Annotated in this window: 22 protein-coding genes; 9 read left to right on the top strand and 13 right to left on the bottom strand. The window is 61.2% G+C overall.

Annotation, left to right across the window (positions count from 1 at the left end; all coding sequences use genetic code 11):
- The first annotated feature begins 110 nt into the window (after window positions 1-110).
- The 3 genes from PH552_RS10055 to leuC all read left to right on the top strand — a co-directional run bounded on the left by PH552_RS10055 (window position 111) and on the right by leuC (window position 3,507).
- Window positions 111-908, top strand: coding sequence for a transporter substrate-binding domain-containing protein (locus PH552_RS10055; protein WP_112341426.1), 798 nt, complete (start codon window positions 111-113; stop codon window positions 906-908).
- Window positions 909-942: 34 nt separating this feature from the next.
- A complete protein-coding gene (locus PH552_RS10050; RefSeq protein WP_112341427.1) occupies window positions 943-1,821 on the top strand; it encodes an amino acid ABC transporter permease in 879 nt (292 codons plus the stop codon).
- A 276-nt stretch (window positions 1,822-2,097) separates the two neighbouring features.
- Entirely contained in the window at window positions 2,098-3,507 is a 1,410-nt protein-coding gene (gene leuC, locus PH552_RS10045; RefSeq protein ID WP_112341428.1) for a 3-isopropylmalate dehydratase large subunit, read from the top strand.
- Between the two features lie 210 nt (window positions 3,508-3,717).
- On the opposite strand, the gene PH552_RS10040 is transcribed toward leuC, so the two are convergent.
- Complete coding sequence (locus PH552_RS10040; protein WP_112341429.1) at window positions 3,718-4,617, bottom strand: EamA family transporter; 900 nt, start codon at window positions 4,615-4,617, stop codon at window positions 3,718-3,720.
- Window positions 4,618-4,700: 83 nt separating this feature from the next.
- Between PH552_RS10040 and PH552_RS10035 the strand changes: the two genes are divergently transcribed.
- The gene (locus PH552_RS10035; RefSeq protein ID WP_112341430.1) at window positions 4,701-5,189 is read left to right on the top strand and encodes a MarR family winged helix-turn-helix transcriptional regulator; all 489 of its coding nucleotides are present in this window, start codon (window positions 4,701-4,703) and stop codon (window positions 5,187-5,189) included.
- Here PH552_RS10035 and PH552_RS10030 read toward each other — a convergent pair.
- Window positions 5,166-6,092 carry a LysR family transcriptional regulator gene (locus PH552_RS10030; RefSeq protein ID WP_112341431.1) on the bottom strand — a complete coding sequence of 309 codons (927 nt, stop codon included), beginning with the start codon at window positions 6,090-6,092 and terminating at the stop codon, window positions 5,166-5,168. The two genes, PH552_RS10035 and PH552_RS10030, sit on opposite strands and share 24 nt — an antisense overlap.
- 137 nt (window positions 6,093-6,229) lie before the next feature.
- On the opposite strand from PH552_RS10030, the gene PH552_RS10025 reads away from it, so the two are divergent.
- A complete protein-coding gene (locus PH552_RS10025) occupies window positions 6,230-7,684 on the top strand; it encodes an MFS transporter (protein WP_112341432.1) in 1,455 nt (484 codons plus the stop codon).
- 64 nt (window positions 7,685-7,748) lie between these two features.
- Here the strand turns inward: PH552_RS10025 and PH552_RS10020 are convergent, their stop codons facing one another.
- Together PH552_RS10020 and PH552_RS10015 are read right to left on the bottom strand one after the other, a co-directional pair.
- Entirely contained in the window at window positions 7,749-8,579 is an 831-nt protein-coding gene (locus tag PH552_RS10020; protein ID WP_113249642.1) for an aldo/keto reductase, read from the bottom strand.
- Window positions 8,580-8,723: 144 nt separating this feature from the next.
- On the bottom strand, window positions 8,724-9,272 hold the full coding sequence (locus PH552_RS10015) for a L,D-transpeptidase family protein (RefSeq protein ID WP_113249643.1): 549 nt from the start codon (window positions 9,270-9,272) through the stop codon (window positions 8,724-8,726).
- Between the two features lie 148 nt (window positions 9,273-9,420).
- Here PH552_RS10015 and PH552_RS10010 point away from each other — a divergent pair, with 148 nt between their 5' ends.
- The gene (locus PH552_RS10010) at window positions 9,421-10,104 is read left to right on the top strand and encodes a response regulator transcription factor (protein ID WP_092717256.1); all 684 of its coding nucleotides are present in this window, start codon (window positions 9,421-9,423) and stop codon (window positions 10,102-10,104) included.
- Between the two features lie 7 nt (window positions 10,105-10,111).
- The gene (locus PH552_RS10005) at window positions 10,112-10,567 is read left to right on the top strand and encodes a cyclic nucleotide-binding domain-containing protein (RefSeq protein WP_112341435.1); all 456 of its coding nucleotides are present in this window, start codon (window positions 10,112-10,114) and stop codon (window positions 10,565-10,567) included.
- Window positions 10,568-10,581: 14 nt separating this feature from the next.
- On the opposite strand, the gene PH552_RS10000 is transcribed toward PH552_RS10005, so the two are convergent.
- The 6 genes from PH552_RS10000 to tesB form a co-directional block, all read right to left on the bottom strand.
- Window positions 10,582-11,385, bottom strand: a complete 804-nt coding sequence (locus tag PH552_RS10000; RefSeq protein WP_112341436.1) for an exodeoxyribonuclease III — start codon at window positions 11,383-11,385, stop codon at window positions 10,582-10,584.
- A 204-nt stretch (window positions 11,386-11,589) separates the two neighbouring features.
- Complete coding sequence (locus PH552_RS09995) at window positions 11,590-12,264, bottom strand: outer-membrane lipoprotein carrier protein LolA (protein ID WP_112341722.1); 675 nt, start codon at window positions 12,262-12,264, stop codon at window positions 11,590-11,592.
- Window positions 12,265-12,403: 139 nt separating this feature from the next.
- Window positions 12,404-15,079, bottom strand: a complete 2,676-nt coding sequence (locus tag PH552_RS09990) for an FtsK/SpoIIIE family DNA translocase (RefSeq protein WP_113249644.1) — start codon at window positions 15,077-15,079, stop codon at window positions 12,404-12,406.
- A gap of 273 nt (window positions 15,080-15,352) precedes the next feature.
- Window positions 15,353-16,720 (bottom strand): ammonium transporter, encoded by a 1,368-nt coding sequence (locus tag PH552_RS09985; protein WP_113249645.1) that lies wholly within the window; start codon window positions 16,718-16,720, stop codon window positions 15,353-15,355.
- A 27-nt stretch (window positions 16,721-16,747) separates the two neighbouring features.
- Window positions 16,748-17,098 (bottom strand): P-II family nitrogen regulator, encoded by a 351-nt coding sequence (locus PH552_RS09980; RefSeq protein ID WP_034509110.1) that lies wholly within the window; start codon window positions 17,096-17,098, stop codon window positions 16,748-16,750.
- Between the two features lie 214 nt (window positions 17,099-17,312).
- A complete protein-coding gene (tesB, locus tag PH552_RS09975) occupies window positions 17,313-18,197 on the bottom strand; it encodes an acyl-CoA thioesterase II (RefSeq protein WP_162736950.1) in 885 nt (294 codons plus the stop codon).
- 83 nt (window positions 18,198-18,280) lie between these two features.
- On the opposite strand from tesB, the gene PH552_RS09970 reads away from it, so the two are divergent.
- Window positions 18,281-19,495, top strand: coding sequence for a ubiquinone biosynthesis hydroxylase (locus tag PH552_RS09970; protein ID WP_113249646.1), 1,215 nt, complete (start codon window positions 18,281-18,283; stop codon window positions 19,493-19,495).
- 391 nt (window positions 19,496-19,886) lie between these two features.
- On the top strand, window positions 19,887-20,705 hold the full coding sequence (locus PH552_RS09965) for an alpha/beta fold hydrolase (protein WP_112341440.1): 819 nt from the start codon (window positions 19,887-19,889) through the stop codon (window positions 20,703-20,705).
- 238 nt (window positions 20,706-20,943) lie between these two features.
- On the opposite strand, the gene PH552_RS09960 is transcribed toward PH552_RS09965, so the two are convergent.
- Genes PH552_RS09960 through PH552_RS09950 form a run of 3 tightly spaced genes read right to left on the bottom strand, consistent with a single transcriptional unit; the run spans window position 20,944 to window position 22,078 of the window.
- The gene (locus tag PH552_RS09960; protein ID WP_112341441.1) at window positions 20,944-21,159 is read right to left on the bottom strand and encodes a hypothetical protein; all 216 of its coding nucleotides are present in this window, start codon (window positions 21,157-21,159) and stop codon (window positions 20,944-20,946) included.
- A 60-nt stretch (window positions 21,160-21,219) separates the two neighbouring features.
- A complete protein-coding gene (locus PH552_RS09955) occupies window positions 21,220-21,408 on the bottom strand; it encodes a Trm112 family protein (protein WP_112341442.1) in 189 nt (62 codons plus the stop codon).
- 10 nt (window positions 21,409-21,418) lie between these two features.
- A complete protein-coding gene (locus tag PH552_RS09950; RefSeq protein ID WP_112341443.1) occupies window positions 21,419-22,078 on the bottom strand; it encodes an LON peptidase substrate-binding domain-containing protein in 660 nt (219 codons plus the stop codon).
- Window positions 22,079-22,098: the final 20 nt, after the last annotated feature.

The following is a 22,098-nucleotide window of genomic DNA, read 5'->3' as shown; positions in this document are numbered from 1 at the left end:
GTATGTTTTAGAGCTGCTTTTCCTTTTTTATGATCGCTACGATGGCTATAACCTTGCCATCCGCTTTCCAAATATGACACTTTCCCGCCACGCTAATCGGGGAGATTTCCATGGCATTCCGTCGTTCGTTCCTTCTGGGCCTCAGCGCCCTCGTGCTTGCACCTTTCGCCGCCTTTGCGGCCGACCTTCCGAACCTGAATGGCAAGACGGTCGTCGTCGTCACCGAGAATGCCTATCCGCCGCTGCAGTTTATCGACCCAAAAACGAACAAGGCGATCGGCTGGGAATATGACGCGATGAACGAGATCGCCAAGCGTCTGAACTTCAAGGTCGAGTACCAGAACACCAGCTGGGACGCGATGATCCAGGCCGTTTCCGAAGGCCAGTACAACATCGGCATGACCGGCATCACCATCAAGGAAGACCGCAAGCAGAAGGTCGATTTCTCCGACCCCTATATGCGCTCGCAGCAGTTCATGCTCGTGCGCGGCGACGAGAAACGCTTTGCCGACGCCAAGAGCTTCGCCGCCGTCAAGGAGGCCCTGATCGGCGCGCAGCCGGGCACGACGCCCTTCTACACCGCCGTCTATGAAGTCCTTGACGGCAACGAGCAAAACCCACGCATCAAGACCTTCGAAACCTTCGGCGCCACCGTGCAGGCGCTGAAGACCGGGGACGTCGACATGGTGCTGACCGACGGCACGGCCGGCAAAGGCTACGTCGACGCTTCCAATGGCGGCCTGAAGCTGGTCGGCGGCCCGCTCGGCACAGAGGATTTCGGCTTCATCTTCCAGAAGGGTTCCGATCTTGTCGCCCCGGTCAATGCCGCCATTGCCAGCCTCAAGGCCGACGGCACGCTCGACTCGCTGAACAAGAAGTGGTTCCTCGACTACAAGATGGGCCAATGAACTCTGAAGACCGATATATTGGAAGCCCGCTCTGATGGCACCTTTGGCAGGTCCGGGCGGGCACCGCGGCAAGGAAGACTTTCCCTGGTGGCTGGTCGCCCTCGCTATCCTCGGCATCGCCGCCTCATTCGTAATTGCGGCGAACGGCCTCTATGCCCAGATTTTCTCTCTTCTGCTGAATGGCATCGGCGTCACGGTCTTCGTGACGCTGGTGGCCTTTACGCTAGCCATGCTGCTCGGCCTGGCGCTGGCGCTGCTCGGTCTTTCCGATTTCCTCGTGCTGCGACAGGTCGCGCGCTTTTATATCGAGATCGTGCGCGGCATCCCGATGCTGGTGCTGCTCTCCTATGTCGCCTTCGTCGGCACACCGGCCTTTGTCGCCGTCTATAACTTCATCACGTCTCCATTGGCCTCCGCAGGCTGGGCGACACCCCTCGTCACCCGCGATGTGCCTTTCGTCTGGCGCACGATCATCGCGCTGACGATCGGCTATTCGTCCTTCATCGCCGAAATCTTCCGCGCTGGCATCCAGGCGGTCGACCAGGGCCAGATCGAAGCGGCAAAGGCCTTGGGCCTCAGCCGCTTCCAGCGCTTCCGGCTTGTCGTCTTCCCCCAGGCGATCCGCGTCATCCTGCCGCCGCTGTCGAATGATTTCATCGCCATGGTGAAGGACAGTTCGCTCGTGTCCGTGCTCGGCGTCGCCGATATCAGCCAGCTCGCCAAGCTCTATTACTCGGCCAATTTCCGCTACTTCGAAACGCTGTCGATCCTCGCCTTCATCTACCTGCTGCTGACGATCGGCCTGTCGCTGCTGCTCAGGCAACTCGAAGCCTGGATGCGCCGCCGCTCAGGCAGCGACCGCTCCGCTTTCCCTCGCTTGGCGGCGGGCCAACCGCCAGGCGCACAGGTGTGATTGGTCCGGCCGGATCCCGGCCGTTCCGATACAGCCTGTCGTCGCCATTGCCGAAGGTTTTGAAAATTGATATGAGCATGGCCATGAGTAAGATCATGAGCAAAGACGGACGATACGTCACGGCTTTCGTGCTGCAGGACCATAAGCGCCTGCCGGCACGATTCTTTGCGATGATTTCGGGCGCGCTCAACAGCCGACTTCGCTGATCACACCCGAGGCCGGCGGTCCTGATCCGTCAACCCCCATCTTCGATAATGCCAATATGGATTTGTAGCCATGAGCGCTCCACGCACACTGTACGATAAAATCTGGGACGACCATCTGGTCGACGCCCAAGAAGACGGCACCTGTCTTCTCTATATCGACCGTCATCTCGTTCACGAGGTGACGTCGCCGCAGGCTTTCGAAGGTCTGCGCATGTCCGGCCGCAAGGTTCACGCGCCGCAGAAGACGCTGGCTGTCGTCGACCACAATGTCCCGACCTCGCCGGATCGCCACCTCGGCATCAAGAACGAGGAAAGCCGCATTCAGGTCGAGCAGCTCGCCAAGAATGCCGCCGAATTCGGCGTGGAATACTACTCCGAGAACGACAAGCGTCAGGGCATCGTTCACATCATCGGTCCTGAGCAGGGCTTCACCCTGCCCGGCATGACCATCGTCTGCGGTGACAGCCACACCTCGACCCACGGCGCCTTCGGCTCCCTGGCCCATGGTATCGGCACCTCCGAAGTCGAACATGTGCTTGCCACGCAGACGCTGATCCAGAAAAAGGCCAAGAACATGCTGGTGCAGGTCGACGGCCAGCTTCCGCCGGGCGTCACCGCCAAGGACATTATCCTCGCCATCATAGGCGAAATCGGCACCGCAGGCGGCACCGGCTACGTCATCGAATATGCTGGCGAAGCCATTCGCTCGCTATCGATGGAAGGCCGCATGACCATCTGCAACATGTCGATCGAAGGCGGCGCCCGCGCTGGCCTGATCGCTCCGGATGAGGTCACCTTCGAATATATCAAGGGCAAGCCGCGCGCGCCGAAGGGCGAAGCGCTGGAACAGGCGATCGCCTACTGGAAGACGCTGAAGTCCGACGAAGGCGCGCATTACGACCGCATCGTCAAGCTCGATGCCGCAAGCCTGCCGCCGATCGTCTCCTGGGGTTCCTCGCCGGAAGACGTCATCTCCGTTCAGGGTATCGTTCCGAACCCGGACGAAATCCAGGACGAGACCAAGCGCGCCTCCAAGTGGCGTGCGCTCGACTATATGGGCCTGAAGCCGGGCACCCCGATGACCGAGATCAACATCGATCGCGTCTTCATCGGCTCCTGTACCAATGGCCGCATCGAAGACCTGCGCGCTGTCGCCAAGGTCGTCGAAGGCAAGACGGTTGCTTCCACGGTCAACGCCATGATCGTGCCGGGCTCCGGCCTCGTGAAGGAACAGGCCGAGGCCGAAGGCCTCGACAAGATCTTCAAGGCTGCCGGCTTCGACTGGCGCGAGCCTGGCTGTTCCATGTGCCTCGCCATGAACGACGACCGCCTGAAGCCGGGCGAGCGCTGCGCCTCGACCTCGAACCGCAACTTCGAAGGCCGCCAGGGCTTCAAGGGCCGCACCCATCTGGTCTCGCCGGCCATGGCCGCAGCTGCCGCAATCGCAGGCCACTTCGTCGATATCCGCGAGTGGAAGTGATCGGCCTGAAGGCATGAATGACGAAGGGCGGCTGCAAGGGCCGCCCTTTTCGTTTGTAGGCAGAGCAGCCGCATATGAGGTGAGGTCGGTGCCGCGCACTTCTTCTCCCCTCGGGGAGAAGGTGCCGCCAAGCGGATGAGGGGTGCCCCGCCAAGCGCACTGAAATTCATGAATTCTGCCGGTGAAATCCCCTCATCCGACCTCATGAGTTTATCGAAGGGCGGGCCACCTTCTCCCCGAGGGGGAAGAGGGTTGAGCGGCCGGACCCAGCTGCGCTCGCTGGCTGAGCCAGACGCTGGCGAGCACGGTGACGATGCCAAAGATCTGCATCGGGCTCAGCTGCTGGCCGAGCACGGCCCACCCCAGGATGACCGCCGTCGTCGGGCTGAGGAAGCCGAGCGGCGAGACCATAGAGGGCTCCAGCCGCGACAGACCCTGAAACCAGAGAATATAGGTGAGTGCTGCGCCGATCAGCCCGAGATAGGCGAAGCCGAGAATGTTGGCTCCGGTCAGATGCGGCAGCGGCGGCTCAAGCAGCAGCGCCACTGGCAGCAAAAGCACACCGCCTGCCGTCAATTGCCATGCCGTGAAGGTCAGCGGCGAGACATCAGGCCGCCAGCGGCGGCTGAGGACGGTGCCGGCTGCCATGGAGAAAGCACCGCCGATGCCCGCAACAATGCCGATCGGATCGAGCGTCGCATTCGGCGTCAGGATCAGCAGCCCGACACCGCCGATGCCGGCAATCGCGGCAACAATCGAAAGACTACGGATCGGCGAGCCCAGCAGCAACCGCGCCAGCACGATGACGATCAGCGGCTGGACGGCACCGACCGTCGCGGCCACGCCACCGGGCAGCCGATAAGCCGAAATGAACAGCAGCCACCAGAAGATGGAGAAATTCAGCGCCCCAAGAACCAGCGACTTCAGCCACCAGACCCCATGCGGCAGCCGCCGCACGATCAGGAGCAGCAACAAGCCGGCCGGCAGCGCCCGCAGCATGGCGACAGTCAGTGGATAACCGACCGGCAGAAGCTGCGTCGTTACCAAATAGGTGCTGCCCCAGATCGCCGGCGCGATGGCGGTGAGCAACAGGTCGAAATTGCGATTCATGGCATCAGTCTCGAAATTTATCTTGACCTCAAGATAAATCGAAATGTCTTGACGTCAAGATAAAATCATGGCGAGGTCTTGACATGGATCGCATCGATAAAATTCTCGCGCAGTGGCGCCGCGAACGGCCGGATCTCGACACGACGGCCATGGGCCTGTTCGGGCGCATGCGCAATCTCGCGCTCCATCTCTCCCGCGAGATGGAGAAGACCTTCGGCCGTTTCGGCCTGAACGCGGCGAACTTCGACATGCTGGCGACCCTGCGCCGCTCGGGGGAGCCCTATACTCTCTCCCCTAGTGATCTGATGGATACGATGATGGTGTCGTCGGGCACGATGACCAATCGCATCGATCAGCTGGAGAGGGCCGGCCTCGTCACGCGCAGCCAGAACCCGGATGATGGCCGCAGCTTCCTGATATCCCTGACGCCGAAAGGCTTCGAGCTTATCGATGCGGCGGTGACGGCACATGTCGAAACGCAGGCACGCCTGATCTCCACTCTTTCCGAAGGCGAACGAAAGGCTTTTGACCGCCTGCTACGCAATTATCTAGCCGACTTCGAATCCAGTTGATCGCTCCGAACGCCGCTCGGCGCAGACATCGCGAATGCAGCCCCGCAGCCAGCGATGCGCCGGATCCGCATCCATCCGCGGATGCCAGAGCAGCGAGATCATGACGTCCGATGTCGGCACCGGCAGTGCGAAACTGTACATGTCAACACGCAGATTGCCCGTATAACGCTCCGGCACACTGACGATCAGGTCGGAGGCGCGCACCAAGGCCAGCGCAGCCGAGAAGCTGCCGACAATCGTTGCGATCTGTCGCTTCAGGCCCAGCTTTTCCAGCATCTCGTCGATCTGCCCTTTTTGGAGGCCGCGCCGCGAAACGAGGATATGCTGTCCCGCGGCGTAGCGCTCCGGCGTCACAACACCCTCGCTCAACGGATGTCGGCGCCGGACCACGCCGATGAAGCGATCGCGGAACAGCGCCTGCGTCCTGAGCTCCGGACCTGTATCGCCGCCGACAATACCAGTCTCGAAGTCGATCGTCCCATCGCGCAAAGGTGTGCTGTCCTTGTCCAACTTCTGCGTGAAGTAGAGCCGAACGCCAGGCGCCTGCTCAGCAATGCGCGCAATCAGTTCGGCACCAAAGTTCTCCACGAAGCCTTCGCGGGTGCGCAGCGTGAAGATTCGAGCAAGCTGCTTCAGATCGAGGCTTTGGGCGGGCCGCAAGGCGGCCTCCGCCTCCTGAATGAGATGACCGACGCGCTCGCGTAGCTCCAGCGCCCGCGGCGTCGGCACGAGCCCCCGCCCCGCCCGAACCAGCAGCGGATCCCCCATCGTCTCGCGCAGGCGCGCCAGCTGCCGGCTCATCGCCGATGGGCTCAGCCGCAGCCTCCGGGCAGCACGCGCAACGCTGCCTTCGGCAAGCAGGACATTCAGGGTAACAAGCAGGTTGAGATCGGGCGTGGACATGAGGAGAGCATAGCACGGTTTGTATAAGATATAGCGTCAAACGCACGAATGAAGTGCAAATGCTGCGCATTCCGCCATATCGCGTCGAGAACTACCTTTCTGCCGGGACTTTTTAGACGTCACCAGAAATGGAGCTCATGTTGCAGCCAATCATCGAAAATCCGGGCAAAGCCGGCCACACAAAATCAGCATCCTCGACCCGCTGGGCGCTCGCCAGCCTCTCGCTTTCCATGCTGATGCCGTCGCTCGGCACCAGCATTGCCAATATCGCTCTGCCGACACTTGCACAGGCATTCGGCGCCTCCTTCCAGCAGGCGCAATGGATCGTGCTTGCCTATCTGCTCGCTATCACCACGCTGATCGTCAGCGTCGGGCGCCTGGGCGACATTTTCGGCCGGCGGCGCCTGCTGCTGATCGGAATCAGCCTCTTCACCCTCGCCTCCCTTTTCTGCGGCATCGCTCCGACGCTTTCCCTCCTGCTTGCCGCCAGAGCTTTTCAGGGCCTAGGCGCAGCAATGATGATGGCGCTCACTGTCGCGATGGTCGGCGAAACCGTTCCCAAGGAGAGGACCGGCAGCGCCATGGGCCTGCTCGGCACCATGTCTGCGATCGGCACCACGCTCGGCCCGTCGCTCGGCGGCATCCTGATCGCCGGCTTCGGCTGGAAGACCATCTTCCTGATCAACGTGCCGCTCGGCATTGTAAACGTCCTGCTCGCCGCGCGCTTCCTGTCGGCGGATCGTCCGAACGAAAAAACCACGCAGGGGCGGCCGGATGCGATCGGCACCCTGCTGCTGGCGCTGACGCTTGCCGCCTATGCGCTGGCAATGACCATAGGGCGCGGCAGCTTCGGCGGGGTAAATATCGGCCTCCTGCTGGCCACGGCTTTCGGAACGGCACTGTTCCTGCTTTCGCAAGCCAAGGTGAAATCGCCGCTGCTGCGCCTTTCCATGTTCCGCGATTCGACGCTGACGGCGGGCCTTGCCATGAGCACATTGGTTTCGACCGTGATGATGGCGACGCTGGTGGTCGGCCCCTTCTACCTCTCTTCCGCACTCGGTTTCGACGCGGCTGAAGTCGGCGCCATCATGTCGGCGGGTCCGCTGGTGGCGGCATTGATGGGCGTGCCGGCAGGCCGCATCGTCGACCGTTTCGGCACTCACCGCATGACGATCGCAGGCCTCGCCGGCATGATAGCCGGCCTCTTCCTGCTCTCGGCCATGCAAGGTAGGTTCGGAGCGGCCGGTTACATCGGGCCGATCGCCGTCGTCACGGCAAACTACGCGCTGTTTCAGGCGGCCAATAACACCATGGTCATGACTGATATCCAATCCGAGCAGCGCGGCGTCATATCGGGTATGCTGAACCTGTCGCGAAATCTCGGCCTGATCACCGGCGCATCCGTCATGGGCGCAGTCTTCACGCTGGCCTCGGGAACCACGGACATTACCACCGCAGCGCCGCAGGCGGTGGCAAGCGGAATGCAGATCACCTTTGCGGTGGCCGCTCTGCTAATCGTCGGGGCATCGGCAATCGCACTCACCGGTTTTGCCTGCGCGAAGCGAGCGTCTTTTTCAGAAGAAGCGCTATGATCCACTTCATAGCGAAAAGGCCGGGCGCAAATGCTTCCGGCCTTCCAGAGTTCGATTTCTGAAATCAGAAACTCGCCGTCATCGGATCCGGGCCGATGCGCCCGTCGGGTGAATCGAGCTTGGCGATCTCGGCCAGATCGTCGCCATCGAGCTTGAAATCGAAAACCCTGAGGTTTTCCTCGATGCGGCTCGGCGTCACCGATTTCGGGATGACGATCAGGCCGTTGTCGATATGCCAGCGGATGATGACCTGCGCCGGCGTGCGGCCGTGCTTGGCGGCGACCTTGCCGATAACGGCATTGGTGAGAAGCTTGCCTTGGCCGAGCGGGCTCCAGGATTCCGTCTTGATGCCGAGCTTGTCGTGTACCTCGCGAAGCGCCTTCTGCTGGAAGGTCGGGTGCAGCTCGATCTGATTGAGCACGGGCGTCACGCCGGTTTCGCCGATGATGCGGTCAAGATGCTCCTTGGCGAAGTTGGAAACGCCGATCGACCGGGCGCGGCCTTCTTCCTTGAGACGGACGAAAGCCTTCCAGGTATCGAGATAGCGGTTGCGATGCGGCGACGGCCAGTGGATGAGGTAGAGATCGACATAATCAGTGCCGAGGCGCTTCAGGCTTTGGTCGAAGGCCTTCAGCGTGGAATCGAAGCCCTGCTCCTCATTCCAGAGTTTGGTTGTGAGATAGATGTCCTTGCGGGCGACGCCAGACTGGCGCATGCCTTCGCCGACGCCATCCTCGTTGGCATAAATGGCCGCCGTATCGACATGGCGGTAGCCGGCTTTCAGCGCCGTGCTGACCGCCATCGGCGCGACGTTTTCCGGCGTCTGCCAGACGCCGAGGCCGACCTGCGGAATGGAATTGCCGTCATTGAAAGTGATTGTCGGTTGCGTGGTCACGATAAGTCTCCAAAGGATGAGAGAGGGTGGAGTGAAGGCGTGATTTTAAATTCGAAATGAAAGGACCGGGCCAAGCCCTGCGCAGGCGCGCCGGTAAAAGCCCATATGGTCGAGGATGTTGGAATTCTAACTCCGGGCCGCCGCTCAGACAACCCGGATGGTCGTTCCCTTGCGCAACAGCGGAAGGATGCGCCGCATGTCGCGAAGACTGATCGCGACGCATCCCGCCGTCGGCTCGTAGCCCGGCCTGATCAGATGGAAGAAGATCGCCGAGCCGCGATGACGCCGGCGCGAAGTCACGTTCCAGTCGAGCACGAGACATATGTCATAGAGACCGTCGCTCCGCCGCATTTCCTCGTGGCCCGGCTTGAAGGGAGCCTTCACCAGCCTGTTGTAGTTGGCATTGTCAGGCTGATCGCACCAGAGCATGTCCTTGCGGATACGCCGCATCGGCAGGCTCGTCTTGAGAAAGCGGACGTGATCGCCGCGCGTGAAGCCATAAAGCAGCTTCATGCAGGCGATCGGCGTCGCGCCGTCTCCTTCCCGCTTCAAGATGCTGCGCCCCGATCTGCCGATCGCCGCCGGCATGGTAAGTGATCCGATCTGCACCAGCGCTCGGGTCCTCTTGCCCGGCGCGGGGCGTACGACGATGGTGGAAGCGGTCCGCCGGGCCGCCGCCCTTGTCTTTTCCATTTTCCTCACATGTTTTTGCTTTGCGTGTGATTTCATTTGAAATCATAGCAGTTTCAATCAAACGACCAAGCCTGAGCCGCGTCGCGACTTGCCAAAAATGCAATTTGGCGTAGGACTTAGGTGGGATTAGAACGAGGATCCGAACGGCATGACCGCACGCACCATTCTCCTGGTGGACGATGATAACGACCTTCGCGAGATGCTGGTCGAGCAATTGTCGCTTTACGAGGAATTCAACGTCCTGCAGGAAGCCACCGCCGGAAAAGGCGTGCAGACCGCGCGCACCGTGCCTGTCGATCTCCTCATCATGGATGTCGGGCTGCCTGACATGGACGGCCGCGAAGCGGTGAAACTGCTGCGCAAGAACGGCTTCAAGGCGCCGATCATCATGTTGACGGGCCATGACACTGATTCCGACACCATCCTCGGCCTGGAAGCCGGCGCGAATGATTACGTGACCAAGCCTTTCCGCTTCGCCGTGCTGCTCGCCCGCATCCGCGCGCAACTGCGCCAGCACGAGCAGAGCGAAGATGCGACCTTCACTGTAGGACGCTACCTCTTCAAGCCGAGCCAGAAGCTGCTCACCACGGAAGACGGCCAAAAGATCCGGCTCACGGAAAAGGAAGCCGCCATCATCCGCTATCTCTATCGCGCAGACCAGAAGGTCGTGACCCGCGATATCCTTCTCGAAGAAGTCTGGGGCTATAATTCCGGCGTCACCACCCATACGCTCGAAACCCACGTCTACCGCCTCCGCCAGAAAATCGAGCGCGACCCTTCCAATGCCGAGATCCTGGTGACGGAAAACGGCGGTTACAAGATCATTCCATAGGCGATCGATGGCGCTGAACGACGATATTCGACTGCTGTCGCAACTGCCGCTGTTTCACGGCATGGGCGATGAGCCGCTGCGGCTGATCGCTTTCGGCGCCGACCGCCGCCATGTGAACGAAGGCCAGACGCTGTTCCGGGAAAAATCCCCCGCCGAATGCGCCTACGTCATCACGCGTGGCAGTTTCGAGCTCAGCATCATCGATGCCGACGGCCAGAAACAGGTGGAAGCGATAGTCCAGGCAGGCACCATGCTTTCAGAACTGGCGATGGTGACCTTGGTGGAGCGGAAATACACGGCTGTTGCCGCCGAGGAATCCGACGTGATCCGCATCACGCGTGCCCTCTTCCACCGGCTGATCGAGGAATATCCCGACGCCGGCCTGCTGATTCAGAACCGCATCCGCGAAAACTTCGCAACACTTGCGCGGCAAGCGGCCGCATTGCTCGGCCGCTTTTCTTGAAAAACTCGCCCCACTCAGAGATTGAAATGCGCCGTCACGGGCACATGGTCGGACGGACGATCCCAGCCGCGCGCCGCCTTGAGGATATCGATCCGCTGCAGGAGCGGGCCGAGATCGGAGGATGACCAGATGTGGTCGAGGCGGCGGCCGCGGTCGGCAGCCTCCCAATCCTTGGCGCGGTAGCTCCACCACGTATAGAGCTTTTCGTTTTCCGGCACGTGCTGGCGCATAAGATCGAGCCAGGCGCCGCGCTTCATCACCTCGATCAGCCCGTCGGTTTCCACTGGCGTATGGCTGACGATCTTCAAGAGCTGCTTATGTGACCAGACGTCATGCTCCAGCGGCGCGATATTGAGATCGCCGACGAGGATCGCGGAGGTATTCTGTTCGGCATTGGCATGCAGCCGCTTCATTTCCTCGATGAAATCGAGCTTGTGGCCGAACTTCGGATTGATGGTGCGATCCGGTTCGTCGCCACCGGCCGGGACGTAGAAATTATGCAGGCGCACGCGCCGGCCGCCACGCTCGAAGATCGCCGAAATATGCCTGCTGTCACCGACGTTGCAGTAATCCTGCCGATGATCCTCGCTCAGCGGGATGCGCGAGGCGATCGCGACGCCATGATAGCCCTTCTGGCCGTGGACGATGATGTGTTCATAGCCGAGGGCGCGTAAGGGAGCATAGGGGAAAAGCTCGTTCGGAACCTTGGTTTCCTGCAGGCAGAGGATGTCGGGCCGGGCCTGCATGACGAACTGCTCGACGATGGGCATGCGCAGCCGCACCGAGTTGATGTTCCACGTCGCAATCGATAATCCCATGCCCGAACCTTTCCCCAAGAACAATTCCAGGAAAAGTGCGCAGCGGTTTTCCGTCCGGAATTGCGTCAAAACAGACAGCAGGAACAGCCGGGCGATTCGGTGAAACGCCAGGCCCTCCAGTCAGGTCTAAGGCTTTAGACCGGCCGCCACGGAAAGGAAAGCGCCATTCGGCGCTTACCCTGCGGCAGAATGTGGAGAGGGCGATCAGCGCGTATAATCGATGCGGAAAACGCTGTCGTCGAAGGCGACATTGGTCTTCACATTGTTGATGATGACGTCGGTCGTCTTGCCCTGCGGATCGATCACGGTCCATTGGCGCAGATCGTAGCTCTTCGAATCGAAAATCATCGTGATGGTGGAATCACCGAAGACGGTACGATTGCCGAGCGTGATCTTGGTGAGATCCGGTTTGGAATCGACATCGCGCACCATATCGGCGGAAAGGTCGATCTTATTGGCCAGCAGCAGGCTCAGCGGCGTCTTCGACAGCTGATACATGTTTCTGGTCTGCGTCTGGTCGTTGATGACCTGCACGTTATTGCCATCGCAGATGACGCGCATGCGGGACGGCGGATCGTAGTTGAAACGCATCTTGCCGGGGCGCTGGATGAAAAAAGAGCCGCTCATCTGATCGCCGCGCGGGCCGATCTGCAGGAAACCGCCCTTCATCGTCTTGATGGACGAGAAGTGATCGGCAATGGCCTGGGCGATACCGGGATTGAGGGCGGCTGTCGCCGGCTGTGCCTGTGTTTGCGCCTGCGCCTGTGCAAAAGCCGAAACCGGCAGCGTGCCCGCCGCGCCGACCGCGACCACGACGCCGAGGAAATGCCGGCGGGTCAGGGAAAGTCGGCTGGACGGCTGCGCATCAAACTTGGTCATCGAATTCTCCTTCATGGCTTTGTCCATGGCGCGCAAAATCGGCGTCTTCATGGCGCGGCGGCCCATGTGCGGTTGTTGGGCCACAATCAAATTTTCCTGAGCATAGCCGGGATATGCGACGCGGAAAGGGCCTGCGGCCTCAGCGATCCAGAATATCGGCTTTGGTCGGAACGAGAATCTCGCGCTTGCCGGCATGATTGGCCGGGCCGATCACGCCCTCCTCCTCCATGCGCTCGATAAGCGAGGCGGCACGGTTGTAGCCGATGCCGAGACGGCGCTGGATGTATGAGGTCGAAGCCTTGCCGTCGTTGAGAACAATCGCGACCGCCTGATCGTAGGGGTCTTCCGAATCGGCGAGATTGGATGTGCCCGCCGGACCATGGCCGTCATCGTCATCCTCGTCATCATCGGCAGTGATCGCATCGAGATATTGCGGTGCGCCCTGCGTCTTCAGATAGGCGACGATATCTTCCACCTCGCCATCGGAGACGAAGGGGCCGTGGACGCGCTGGATGCGCCCGCCGCCGGCCATGTAGAGCATGTCGCCCATGCCGAGCAGCTGTTCCGCTCCCTGTTCGCCGAGGATCGTGCGGCTGTCGATCTTCGAGGTCACCTGGAAGGAAATGCGGGTCGGGAAGTTCGCCTTGATCGTGCCGGTGATGACGTCGACGGACGGACGCTGCGTCGCCATGATGACGTGGATGCCGGCGGCACGCGCCATCTGCGCCAAGCGCTGCACCGCGCCTTCGATATCCTTGCCGGCGACCATCATCAGATCGGCCATCTCGTCGATGATGACGACGATATAGGGCATCGGCTTCAGGTCGAATTCTTCCGTCTCATAGATCGCCTCGCCGGTTTGGCGGTCGAAGCCGGTCTGCACCGTGCGGCTGATCGCCTCGCCCTTGGCGACGGCCTGCTCGACGCGGCTGTTGAAGCCGTCGATGTTGCGCACGCCGATCTTCGACATCTTCTTATAGCGCTCTTCCATCTCGCGGACGGTCCATTTGAGCGCGACGACAGCTTTCTTAGGGTCGGTGACGACAGGCGACAGGAGGTGCGGGATACCGTCATAGACGGAGAGTTCGAGCATCTTGGGATCGATCATGATCAGGCGGCATTGCTCGGGCGTCATGCGGTAGAGCAGCGACAGGATCATGGTGTTGATGGCAACGGATTTACCCGAGCCGGTGGTGCCGGCAACAAGCAGATGCGGCATCTTGGCGAGATCGGCAATCACGGGCTCGCCGCCGATCGTCTTGCCGAGCGACATGGCAAGCTTGGCCTTGGAGGTCTCGAAATCGCGGCTGGCGATGAGCTCGCGCAGATAGACCGTCTCGCGCGTCGAATTCGGCAGCTCGATGCCGATCGCATTGCGACCGGGAACGACGGCGACGCGGGCGGCGATCGCGCTCATCGAGCGGGCGATATCGTCGGCAAGGCCGATGACGCGGGACGACTTGATGCCGGGCGCCGGCTCCAGCTCGTAAAGTGTTACGACGGGGCCGGGACGGACATGGATAATTTCGCCTTTGACGCCGAAATCCTCCAGCACCCCTTCGAGCATGCGGGCATTCTGCTCCAGCGCATCGGCGGAGAGCGTCGCATCGCGGGCGACCGCCTTCGGCTCGGCGAGCAGATGAACGGCCGGAAGCTGGAAGCCATACGTGCGGATGAAGGAGGTCTGTGCCTCGCGCTCGGCCCGCGCGCCGGGCTTCGGGCGCGGCGCGGCCGGCGTGACGCGGTGGCCGGCAGCAGCTCCCCTCGGTGAGGCCGGGGTCAACGGCCAGTCCTCGTCATCGTCATCGGGCAGGATACCGGCCGGACGCGGCGGATCACGATCATAGATCGAATCATCGTCCTCATCCTCGTCATCGCCAAGGCTGATCGACGGCGCGGATACGACGCGGCGTGCTGCGGGACCATCCATGGACGGCTCGAGGCGATCGCCGCGGGCAACCGGCGCCTTGGCGCGCACGGGTTCGTTCAGGGTCCCGAATTCGTCGTCGTTGAAATCATAAGGCGCATCGAAGGCGTGGTCGCGGCGCTTGCGCGGACCCATGCCGAACAGACGGCGAAGGCGGGCCTGGGCATTGTACCAGGCATGCATGACGGCACCGAAGGCGAGGAAATTGCCAAGGAAACCGCCGCGGTCGTCATCCTCGTCTTCATCACCCACCCGACGGGCGCGGCTGCGCGTTTCCTCGTAATCCTCCTCGCCCTCCTCATCCTCGACCAGGCTTTCGCCGATCACGCCGGAGGCAAAGAGCATGAGCCAGATGGCCGGAATGGCGAGAAGCGAGCCGATGATGGCGGCGACGATGCCGCTCGGATAGGTGCCGATGAACAAGGCGGGAAAGCGCAGGAGAAGATCGCCGACCACGCCGCCGATGCCGTTCGGGATCGGCCAGGTCGGCGGCGCCGGAAAGCAGGCGATGGAGCCGGCCGCAACAATGCAGCCGCCGAACCAGGCGCCGAGCCGCGAGGGCACGCGATGAAGCTTGCGATTGGAAATCAACGCGAAGGCCCAGGCGACGATCGGCAGCAGCGCCAGCACCGAGGCAAGGCCGAGCGACTGCATCATGATGTCGGCAAAGGCAGCACCAGGAAAACCGAGAAGATTGGTCGGCGCATTGGCCGTTGCGTAGGAATAGCTGGGATCCATGACGTTCCACGTCGCCAGCGCCGCCACGGCGAGCGCCAACAGGAACAGCAATGCGAAGCCCGTCAGGCCCTTGACTTGACGCCAAACGACACTCGATAGCGATAAACGGTCTGGCCGACCGCTCAACGCCGCCGAATTGCTTCTGCCCATGATATCCAGCCCCGTTCCTTGTCGATAGCGCAAGCGAATCGGTCTATGCCCACTCGCCGGCAGGTTAGCCCTACCTAATCAGAGGAGGGTTAATGGCATGTTAACCATGCGCCGCAGCCCCACGAATCGCCGATTTTTACAGCCCGCTCAGCTGTACAAACAAAAAGGGCCCGAACCGGGGTTCGGGCCAAAAGCGGCCTATTTGCAATGAAACAGGTCGCGACGGGACGTTCAGCGATGCCGGAGGTCTTGCCCCGGCATCGCAAGCTCCAATCAGGAATTGTGGTATGCGGCTTCGCCGTGGGAGGCGAGGTCGAGACCTTCGCGCTCGGCTTCCGGAGCAACTCGCAGGCCGATGATGACGTCGACGACCTTGTAGAGGATGGCGGAGCCGATGCCGCACCACAGGATGGTGGTGACGACGGCGGTCAGCTGCACGACGACCTGGCTGCTCATGGTGACGCCTTCGGCATAGCCGACGCCGCCGAGCGAGGCGCTGGCGAAGATACCGGTTGCAATGGCGCCGAAGATACCGCCGATGCAGTGTACGCCGAAGACATCGGCCGTATCGTCATAGCCGAACTTGTTCTTCACGACCGAGACGAAGAAGTAGCACAGCGGCGAAACGATGAGGCCCATGACGATCGCGCCCATCGGGCCGGCGATACCGGCGGCAGGCGTGATGGCGACGAGGCCGGCGACCATGCCCGAGGCGCCGCCGAGCATGGAAGCTTTGCCGCGGGTGAAGGTTTCGACCAGCGACCAGGAGATGATCGCGGCTGCCGTTGCAATGAAGGTGTTGACGGTTGCGAGCATTGCGCCTCCGGATGCTTCAAGGTTCGAACCGGCATTGAAGCCGAACCAGCCAACCCAGAGCATGGATGCGCCGACCATGGTCAGTGTCATGGAATGCGGAGCCATCATGTCCTTGCCGAAGCCGACGCGCTTGCCGACGAGAATGGCGCCGACGATGCCCGCGACACCGGCATTGATGTGAACGACGGTGCCGCCAGCGAAGTCGAGAGCGCCCATCTTGAAGAGCATGCCGTTGGAATCCCAGACCATGTGAGCGATCGGGAAGTAGACGAAGGTCGCCCACAGCGCGCAGAAGAGCACGGCCGCGCCGAACTTGATGCGCTCGGCAAAGGCGCCGATGATCAGGGCCGGCGTAATGGCGGCAAAGGTCATCTGGAACAGCATGAAGATGAATTCAGGGATGACGACGCCCTTGGAGAAGGTTGCAGCCGTCGTCGAGGTCGAAACGCCCGAGAGGAACATCTTGGCCGTGCCGCCCCAATAGGGGCTGGTGCCGCCGCCGAAGGCGAAAGAATAGCCGTAGAGAACCCAGAGGATCATCACGACCGCGCCGATCATCGTGCACTGCATCAGAACCGAGAGCATGTTCTTGGCGCGGACGAGACCGCCGTAGAACAGCGCAAGACCCGGCACGAGCATGAAAAGCACGAGAATGGTGGAGATGAACATGAAGGCGGTATCGCCCTTGTCCGGAACCGGAGCTGCAGCGGTCGCAGCGGCGGCGGCCGGTGCGGCCTCCTGCGCGAAAGCGATCGCCGGCGCAAGCAGCGCCGCAGAAAGCGCGCCCACCCGTGCAAAGGTGGAGGAAAGCTTGGAAAATGACATGCAAATAACTCCCTGATCGGCCGTGTCTTACAGCGCTTCTGAATCGGTTTCGCCAGTACGGATGCGCACGGCATGGTCAATGGAATAGACAAAGATCTTGCCGTCGCCGATCTGGCCGGTCTTGGCGGCAGACGCGATGGCCTCGACGGCCTTGTCGACGATTTCGGATGCGACTGCGACTTCGATCTTCAGCTTCGGCAGGAAGCTGACGGCATATTCGGTGCCGCGATAGATTTCAGTGTGCCCCTTCTGGCGCCCGTAGCCCTTCACTTCGGTCACAGTCAGGCCCTGGATGCCGACAGCCGTGAGGGCCTCACGGACCTCATCGAGCTTGAACGGCTTGATAATGGCCATCACAATTTTCATCTGGTTTCCCATCCTTTGTTTACCCTCGGCACGGAGCCGACTCTCCTTGCCGCCGACGAGTGTTTCTGCAGCGACTGGCCATACACATTCAAAGGACGTGCCAGATTCGTGACACATTTATAACTTATTGAAATTTAAAGGATTTATCGCACAAAGCCAATAAAGCGGCAATTTATGCCGCGCGGGTTGCGCAAATAAAGTGCAAATTTATAAATTTGCACTTTATTTAATCATTTGCCTTTTTACGAATCAGGCCTTCCTGCGCCACGGACGCAATCAGAACACCGGATCGCGTAAACAGACTGCCGCGGGTAAAGCCGCGCGCGCCGGATGCGCTGGGGCTTTCCTGGCTGTAGAGCAGCCAGTCATCGAGCTGGAACGGACGATGGAACCACATGGCGTGGTCGAGGCTCGCCACCTGGACGTTCGGGTCGAGAACCGACGTGCCATGCGCATTCAGGGAGACATCGAGCAGCGTCATGTCGGAGAGATAGGCGAGCACGGCGTTCCGGTAGAGCCGGTCGTCGGGAACAGGCCCGGTCAGACGGATCCAGATATTCTGCCGCTGGCTTGGCTGCGCGCGCGAGAAATAGCTCTCGATCGAGACGGGCCGAATCTCGATCGCCCGCTTGCGCTCCCAGTAGCGGCGCACATTCTCGGGCGCATGCGCGAGATAGCGCTGTTTCACCTGCTCCTCGTCCATCAGCTCCTCCGGCATCGGCACGTCAGGCATGCCGCCCTGATGATCGAAGCCGGGCTCATCGACCTGGAAGGATGCGGTCAGCGCAAAGATCGCCTTACCATGTTGGACGGCTAGCACGCGCCGCGTATTGAAGCTCGAACCATCGCGCAGGCGGTCGACCTGATAGAGGATCGGAACGGAAGGGTCGCCCGGCAGCATGAAATAGGCATGCAGCGAATGCGCGAAGCGATCGCCATCCACGGTCCTCTGCGCCGCCATCAGCGCCTGGCCGATGACCTGCCCGCCGAAAACGCGCTGCCAGCCGACCTGCGGGCTGTTGCCGCGAAACAGGTTCATCTCGATCGTTTCCAGATCGAGCGTCGCAAGCACGGTTTCCATCGGGGTGGGCTTCTCGGTCTCTCGCGACATTTTGCTTGAACTCCAATGGTAGGAACCACGAACGGGATGTTCTATATAGAGCAGGAAGTGACAGTAAGACACGGGGAAGCGTTATGTTGGACATGCTGGTAGTGGGTGGCGGATATGTAGGTCTTGCCGCAGCGGTCGCAGTCAAGCAGGCAGCGCCACACCTCGAGGTCATGATCGTGGAAGCGGCCCACGAAACCGCCTGGAAGAAGGATATGCGGGCCTCGGCGATCATCGCGGCTGCCTCGAAGATGCTTGAAGTCCTCGGCGTCTGGAACGAGATCGCGCCGGAGGCCGAGCCGATCACCCGCATGATCGTCACCGATTCGCGCACCAGCGATCCGGTCCGCCCGGTCTTCCTCACCTTCGACGGCCAAGTCGCCGAAGGCCAGCCCTTCGCCCATATGGTGCCGAACCTGACCATGGTCGGGGCGCTCCGCGGCGCCTGCGAGCGTCTCGGCATCACGATCAAGCATGGGCTCAGCGCCACCGGCTTCGTCACAGACGATGCCAAGACCACCCTCACCCTCTCGGATGGCAGCACGCTGGAAACGCGGCTCCTGGTCGCCTGTGACGGCGTGCGCTCCAAGCTGCGCGACATGGCTGGCATCAAGACGGTCAATTGGGAGTACGGCCAGTCCGGCATCGTCGTCACCGTTGAGCATGAGCGGCCGCATGGCGGCTGCGCCGAGGAGCATTTCCTTCCCTCCGGCCCCTTCGCCATCCTGCCGCTGAAGAACAACCGCTCCTCGCTCGTCTGGACGGAGCGCACCTCCGACGCCGAGCGGCTGGTCGCCTCCGACGACCTGCTCTTCGAAGAGGAACTGGAGCGCCGCTTCGGCCATAAGCTCGGTGCGCTGCGCGCGGTCGGCGAGCGCCGCGCCTTCCCGCTCGGCCTGACGCTTGCCCGCGCCTTCGTCGCGCCGCGCTTCGCGCTGGCGGGCGACGCCGCCCACGGCATCCATCCGATCTCCGGCCAGGGACTCAATCTTGGTTTCAAGGATGTGGCGGCCCTGGCCGAAACCATCGTCGAGGCCGACCGTCTCGGCCTCGATATCGGCTCGATCAATATCCTCGAGCGCTACCAGACCTGGCGTCGCTTCGACACCTTCCGCATGGGGGTGACAACCGACGTGCTGAACCGGCTGTTCTCCAACGATATCTCGCCGCTTCGCATCGCCCGCGACTTTGGGCTAGGGATCGTCGACCGCCTGCCGAACCTCAAATCCTTCTTCATCGGCCAGGCGGCCGGCACCACGGCAAAGCACAATCCGCGGCTGCTGGCTGGCGAGGCGATTTGAGCGCGGGAAATTGGAAGGGGTGTAATTCGTCGCAGATGTCTGCCAAGGGGCGGGCATCAGACGGCCCCGTTTCAGCGTACATCTGCGATTAGCGGCCGCTCCGCAGTCGACCTACAGTGAACAACGTGTTGGTAGAAGTCGCTGCGGCGTACGGCCAATTATGGCTGCGGTCAGTAAGTTTCTCCATCCCTCCTCCGCAACAGCAATAAAAAAACGCAAATGCCTCAGTTCCACCGGGGTCCTCGCTATACCTTTAGGGCATAGCTCGAACGTACAAGGTATTTGTCCCTGATAAAAGGGAGATTTAGTGTCCAAAATTGGGGTATGATCAAACGCGCCTCACCGGAGGTATTTCCCAAGTAACTGTGTCCAATCGAAGAAGGAGCGACCGATGCCTACAATTACTACCGCGGACGGCGTAAACATCTTCTACAAGGACTGGGGCTCGGGCCAGCCGATCGTTTTCAGCCACGGCTGGCCGCTGTCGGCGGACGACTGGGACGCCCAGATGACCTTCTTCCTTCGCCACGGCTACCGGGTGATCGCCCACGACCGGCGCGGCCATGGCCGGTCCGACCAGCCCGCCACCGGCAACGACATGGACCACTGGGTTGCCGACCTCGCGGCCCTGACCGAGCACCTCAACCTACGCGACGCAATCCACATCGGCCACTCCACAGGTGGCGGTGAGGTAGCTCGCTATGTCGCGCGCCACCCAGAGCGCGTCGCGAAGGCGGTACTGGTCGCTTCCCTGACGCCGAACATGTACCGGAGCGAGGAAAACCCGTCCGGTCAGTCGCCGGAGTGGTTCGAGGTGATCCGCGCGGGCGTGCTGGGCAACCGGTCGGAATTCTACCGTTTCGTCCCTGAGAACCCGTTCTACGGCTACAACCTCGATGGGGCGAACCCTTCGGAGGCGATCATTGCGAACTGGTGGCGCCAAGGCATGGCCGGCGGTGCCCTCGCTCATTACGCAACCGTCGACTCTTGGCTGGAGGATTATACCGAAGACCTCAAGAAAATCACCGTGCCGGTGCTGGTAATGCATGGCGAGGCCGATCAAGTCGTCCCGTTTGCAAGTTCCGTGCCGCGTGCGGTCGACCTGCTCGAGAACGGGTCGCTGAAAACCTATCCGGGCTACCCCCATGGTATGTTGACCACGCATGCGGATGTCCTCAACCCCGACCTGCTCTCGTTCATCAAGTCTTAACCACATCGACCGGACCGCGGGCGTCACCCAGCGTCGGCCGGACGATCTGTCACCCGGCAGTGCCGGGTGACACCTGTTGGTGCTGGTCCGTGGAGCGTTCCCGGAGGGTGCTCCGATAGTGACAATTTGCTTGGTGCGTAGTGAAAGACGCAATTTGTCGCGCTTAAATTTTTCGTTGCGGTGGCCGATTACTCCACCGGCCGAAATGGCTCGGCGTCTCGGCTTCAACATCTAGGAATTAAGAGCGGGGGATGTCCGTCCATTTAATGTCGGAAGTACCACCAGCTTTCGAAGTGCTTATTATAGGTTCGTTTTTCGGCTTCTCGCCTTTAGGTAACTTTAGGCTGGCGTTGCTGTCGTCTTTGAGTTTTATGGCGCTCAGCTCGATGGCAGCTTTTAGGACACTGACCATAGTGTTTGAACGGCCGACATGGTGAAGGCGCAAAGCTGCCATTCCATTGATCCCTGAGAGGAACGGCCGGCCTCTAATCCACAATCCCGAAAGAAATAGACCTCAATCCTCGATTCGTCTTGCTTCCGAGATCAGCATGATCGGAATGCCGTCGCGGATCGGATAGGCGAGGCGTCCCGTTTCCGAGACCAGTTCGTTCTTTTCCCGGTCATAGCTCAACCGCCCCTTGGTGAGCGGGCAGACGAGCAGGTCGAGCAGTTTCGGATCCACCTTGCTGACCGTGACATCCATCGGCAGGCTCCTATTGCATCATGGAATCGGTGTCGCCGGCGCCGGCCAGCACGATCTTGACGATGGCGATGAAGGTTTCGGCGCGGGTCTTCAGATCAGGCGCCTCCAGAAGAGCCTGCTTCTCGGCCGGATCGAAGGGCGCCATGATCGACAGCGAATTGACCAGCATCATGTTGTCGGCACGCTCAACGCTTTCCCAATCCGCTTCGAGCTTGTTGGCCTCTAGATAGGCGCGGAAAGCCGAAAGCAGCGCCGCGCGATCGACCGTGCCTTCCTCATGATGGGACTTGAGGTCGGAGATGAAGGGCGTGATGCGGAATGTGCGATAGGGCTGATGTCCGGTAATTTCATCCATCAGCCGGAAGCGGCATATGCCGGTCAGCGCGGCGATGTAGCGCCCGTCTCCGGTCTCGGCGATGGACGTGATGCGCCCGAGACAACCGACATGCGAGAGATTGGTGGATTCGGCCGGTTCGGAAAGAGCGGGCTGCACGATGCCGATCAGCCTGTTGCCGGCGATGGCGTCATCGAACATGGCAAGATAGCGCGGCTCGAAGACATTGAGGGGAAGCTGCGCACCTGGCAGCAAAAGCGCGCCGGAAAGCGGAAATATAGCCACCGATTCAGGTAGATCGCCCGGCTTCAAATATCTGGCATTACCGACTTGCATCTCTTCCATCCCGCTAGATC

The organism is Rhizobium aureum (assembly GCF_030182495.1).
GTDB classification, from domain to species: Bacteria; Pseudomonadota; Alphaproteobacteria; order Rhizobiales; family Rhizobiaceae; genus Rhizobium; species Rhizobium tropici_C.
The sequence above is the reverse complement of the archived record's forward strand: the minus strand, read 5'-3'. Positions and strand labels throughout refer to the sequence as shown.

Bases quoted from the DNA above. Each gene is read 5' to 3' on its own strand.
- PH552_RS10055 (WP_112341426.1), top strand. From the start codon at position 111: ATGGCATTCCGTCGTTCGTTCCTTCTGGGCCTCAGCGCCCTCGTGCTT.
- PH552_RS10050 (WP_112341427.1), top strand. From the start codon at position 943: ATGGCACCTTTGGCAGGTCCGGGCGGGCACCGCGGCAAGGAAGACTTT.
- leuC (WP_112341428.1), top strand. From the start codon at position 2,098: ATGAGCGCTCCACGCACACTGTACGATAAAATCTGGGACGACCATCTG.
- PH552_RS10040 (WP_112341429.1), bottom strand. From the start codon at position 4,617: ATGAATCGCAATTTCGACCTGTTGCTCACCGCCATCGCGCCGGCGATC.
- PH552_RS10035 (WP_112341430.1), top strand. From the start codon at position 4,701: ATGGATCGCATCGATAAAATTCTCGCGCAGTGGCGCCGCGAACGGCCG.
- PH552_RS10030 (WP_112341431.1), bottom strand. From the start codon at position 6,092: ATGTCCACGCCCGATCTCAACCTGCTTGTTACCCTGAATGTCCTGCTT.
- PH552_RS10025 (WP_112341432.1), top strand. From the start codon at position 6,230: ATGTTGCAGCCAATCATCGAAAATCCGGGCAAAGCCGGCCACACAAAA.
- PH552_RS10015 (WP_113249643.1), bottom strand. From the start codon at position 9,272: ATGGAAAAGACAAGGGCGGCGGCCCGGCGGACCGCTTCCACCATCGTC.
- PH552_RS10010 (WP_092717256.1), top strand. From the start codon at position 9,421: ATGACCGCACGCACCATTCTCCTGGTGGACGATGATAACGACCTTCGC.
- PH552_RS10005 (WP_112341435.1), top strand. From the start codon at position 10,112: ATGGCGCTGAACGACGATATTCGACTGCTGTCGCAACTGCCGCTGTTT.
- PH552_RS10000 (WP_112341436.1), bottom strand. From the start codon at position 11,385: ATGGGATTATCGATTGCGACGTGGAACATCAACTCGGTGCGGCTGCGC.
- PH552_RS09995 (WP_112341722.1), bottom strand. From the start codon at position 12,264: ATGACCAAGTTTGATGCGCAGCCGTCCAGCCGACTTTCCCTGACCCGC.
- PH552_RS09990 (WP_113249644.1), bottom strand. From the start codon at position 15,079: ATGGGCAGAAGCAATTCGGCGGCGTTGAGCGGTCGGCCAGACCGTTTA.
- PH552_RS09985 (WP_113249645.1), bottom strand. From the start codon at position 16,720: ATGTCATTTTCCAAGCTTTCCTCCACCTTTGCACGGGTGGGCGCGCTT.
- PH552_RS09980 (WP_034509110.1), bottom strand. From the start codon at position 17,098: ATGGGAAACCAGATGAAAATTGTGATGGCCATTATCAAGCCGTTCAAG.
- tesB (WP_162736950.1), bottom strand. From the start codon at position 18,197: ATGTCGCGAGAGACCGAGAAGCCCACCCCGATGGAAACCGTGCTTGCG.
- PH552_RS09970 (WP_113249646.1), top strand. From the start codon at position 18,281: ATGTTGGACATGCTGGTAGTGGGTGGCGGATATGTAGGTCTTGCCGCA.
- PH552_RS09965 (WP_112341440.1), top strand. From the start codon at position 19,887: ATGCCTACAATTACTACCGCGGACGGCGTAAACATCTTCTACAAGGAC.
- PH552_RS09960 (WP_112341441.1), bottom strand. From the start codon at position 21,159: ATGGCAGCTTTGCGCCTTCACCATGTCGGCCGTTCAAACACTATGGTC.
- PH552_RS09955 (WP_112341442.1), bottom strand. From the start codon at position 21,408: ATGGATGTCACGGTCAGCAAGGTGGATCCGAAACTGCTCGACCTGCTC.
- PH552_RS09950 (WP_112341443.1), bottom strand. From the start codon at position 22,078: ATGCAAGTCGGTAATGCCAGATATTTGAAGCCGGGCGATCTACCTGAA.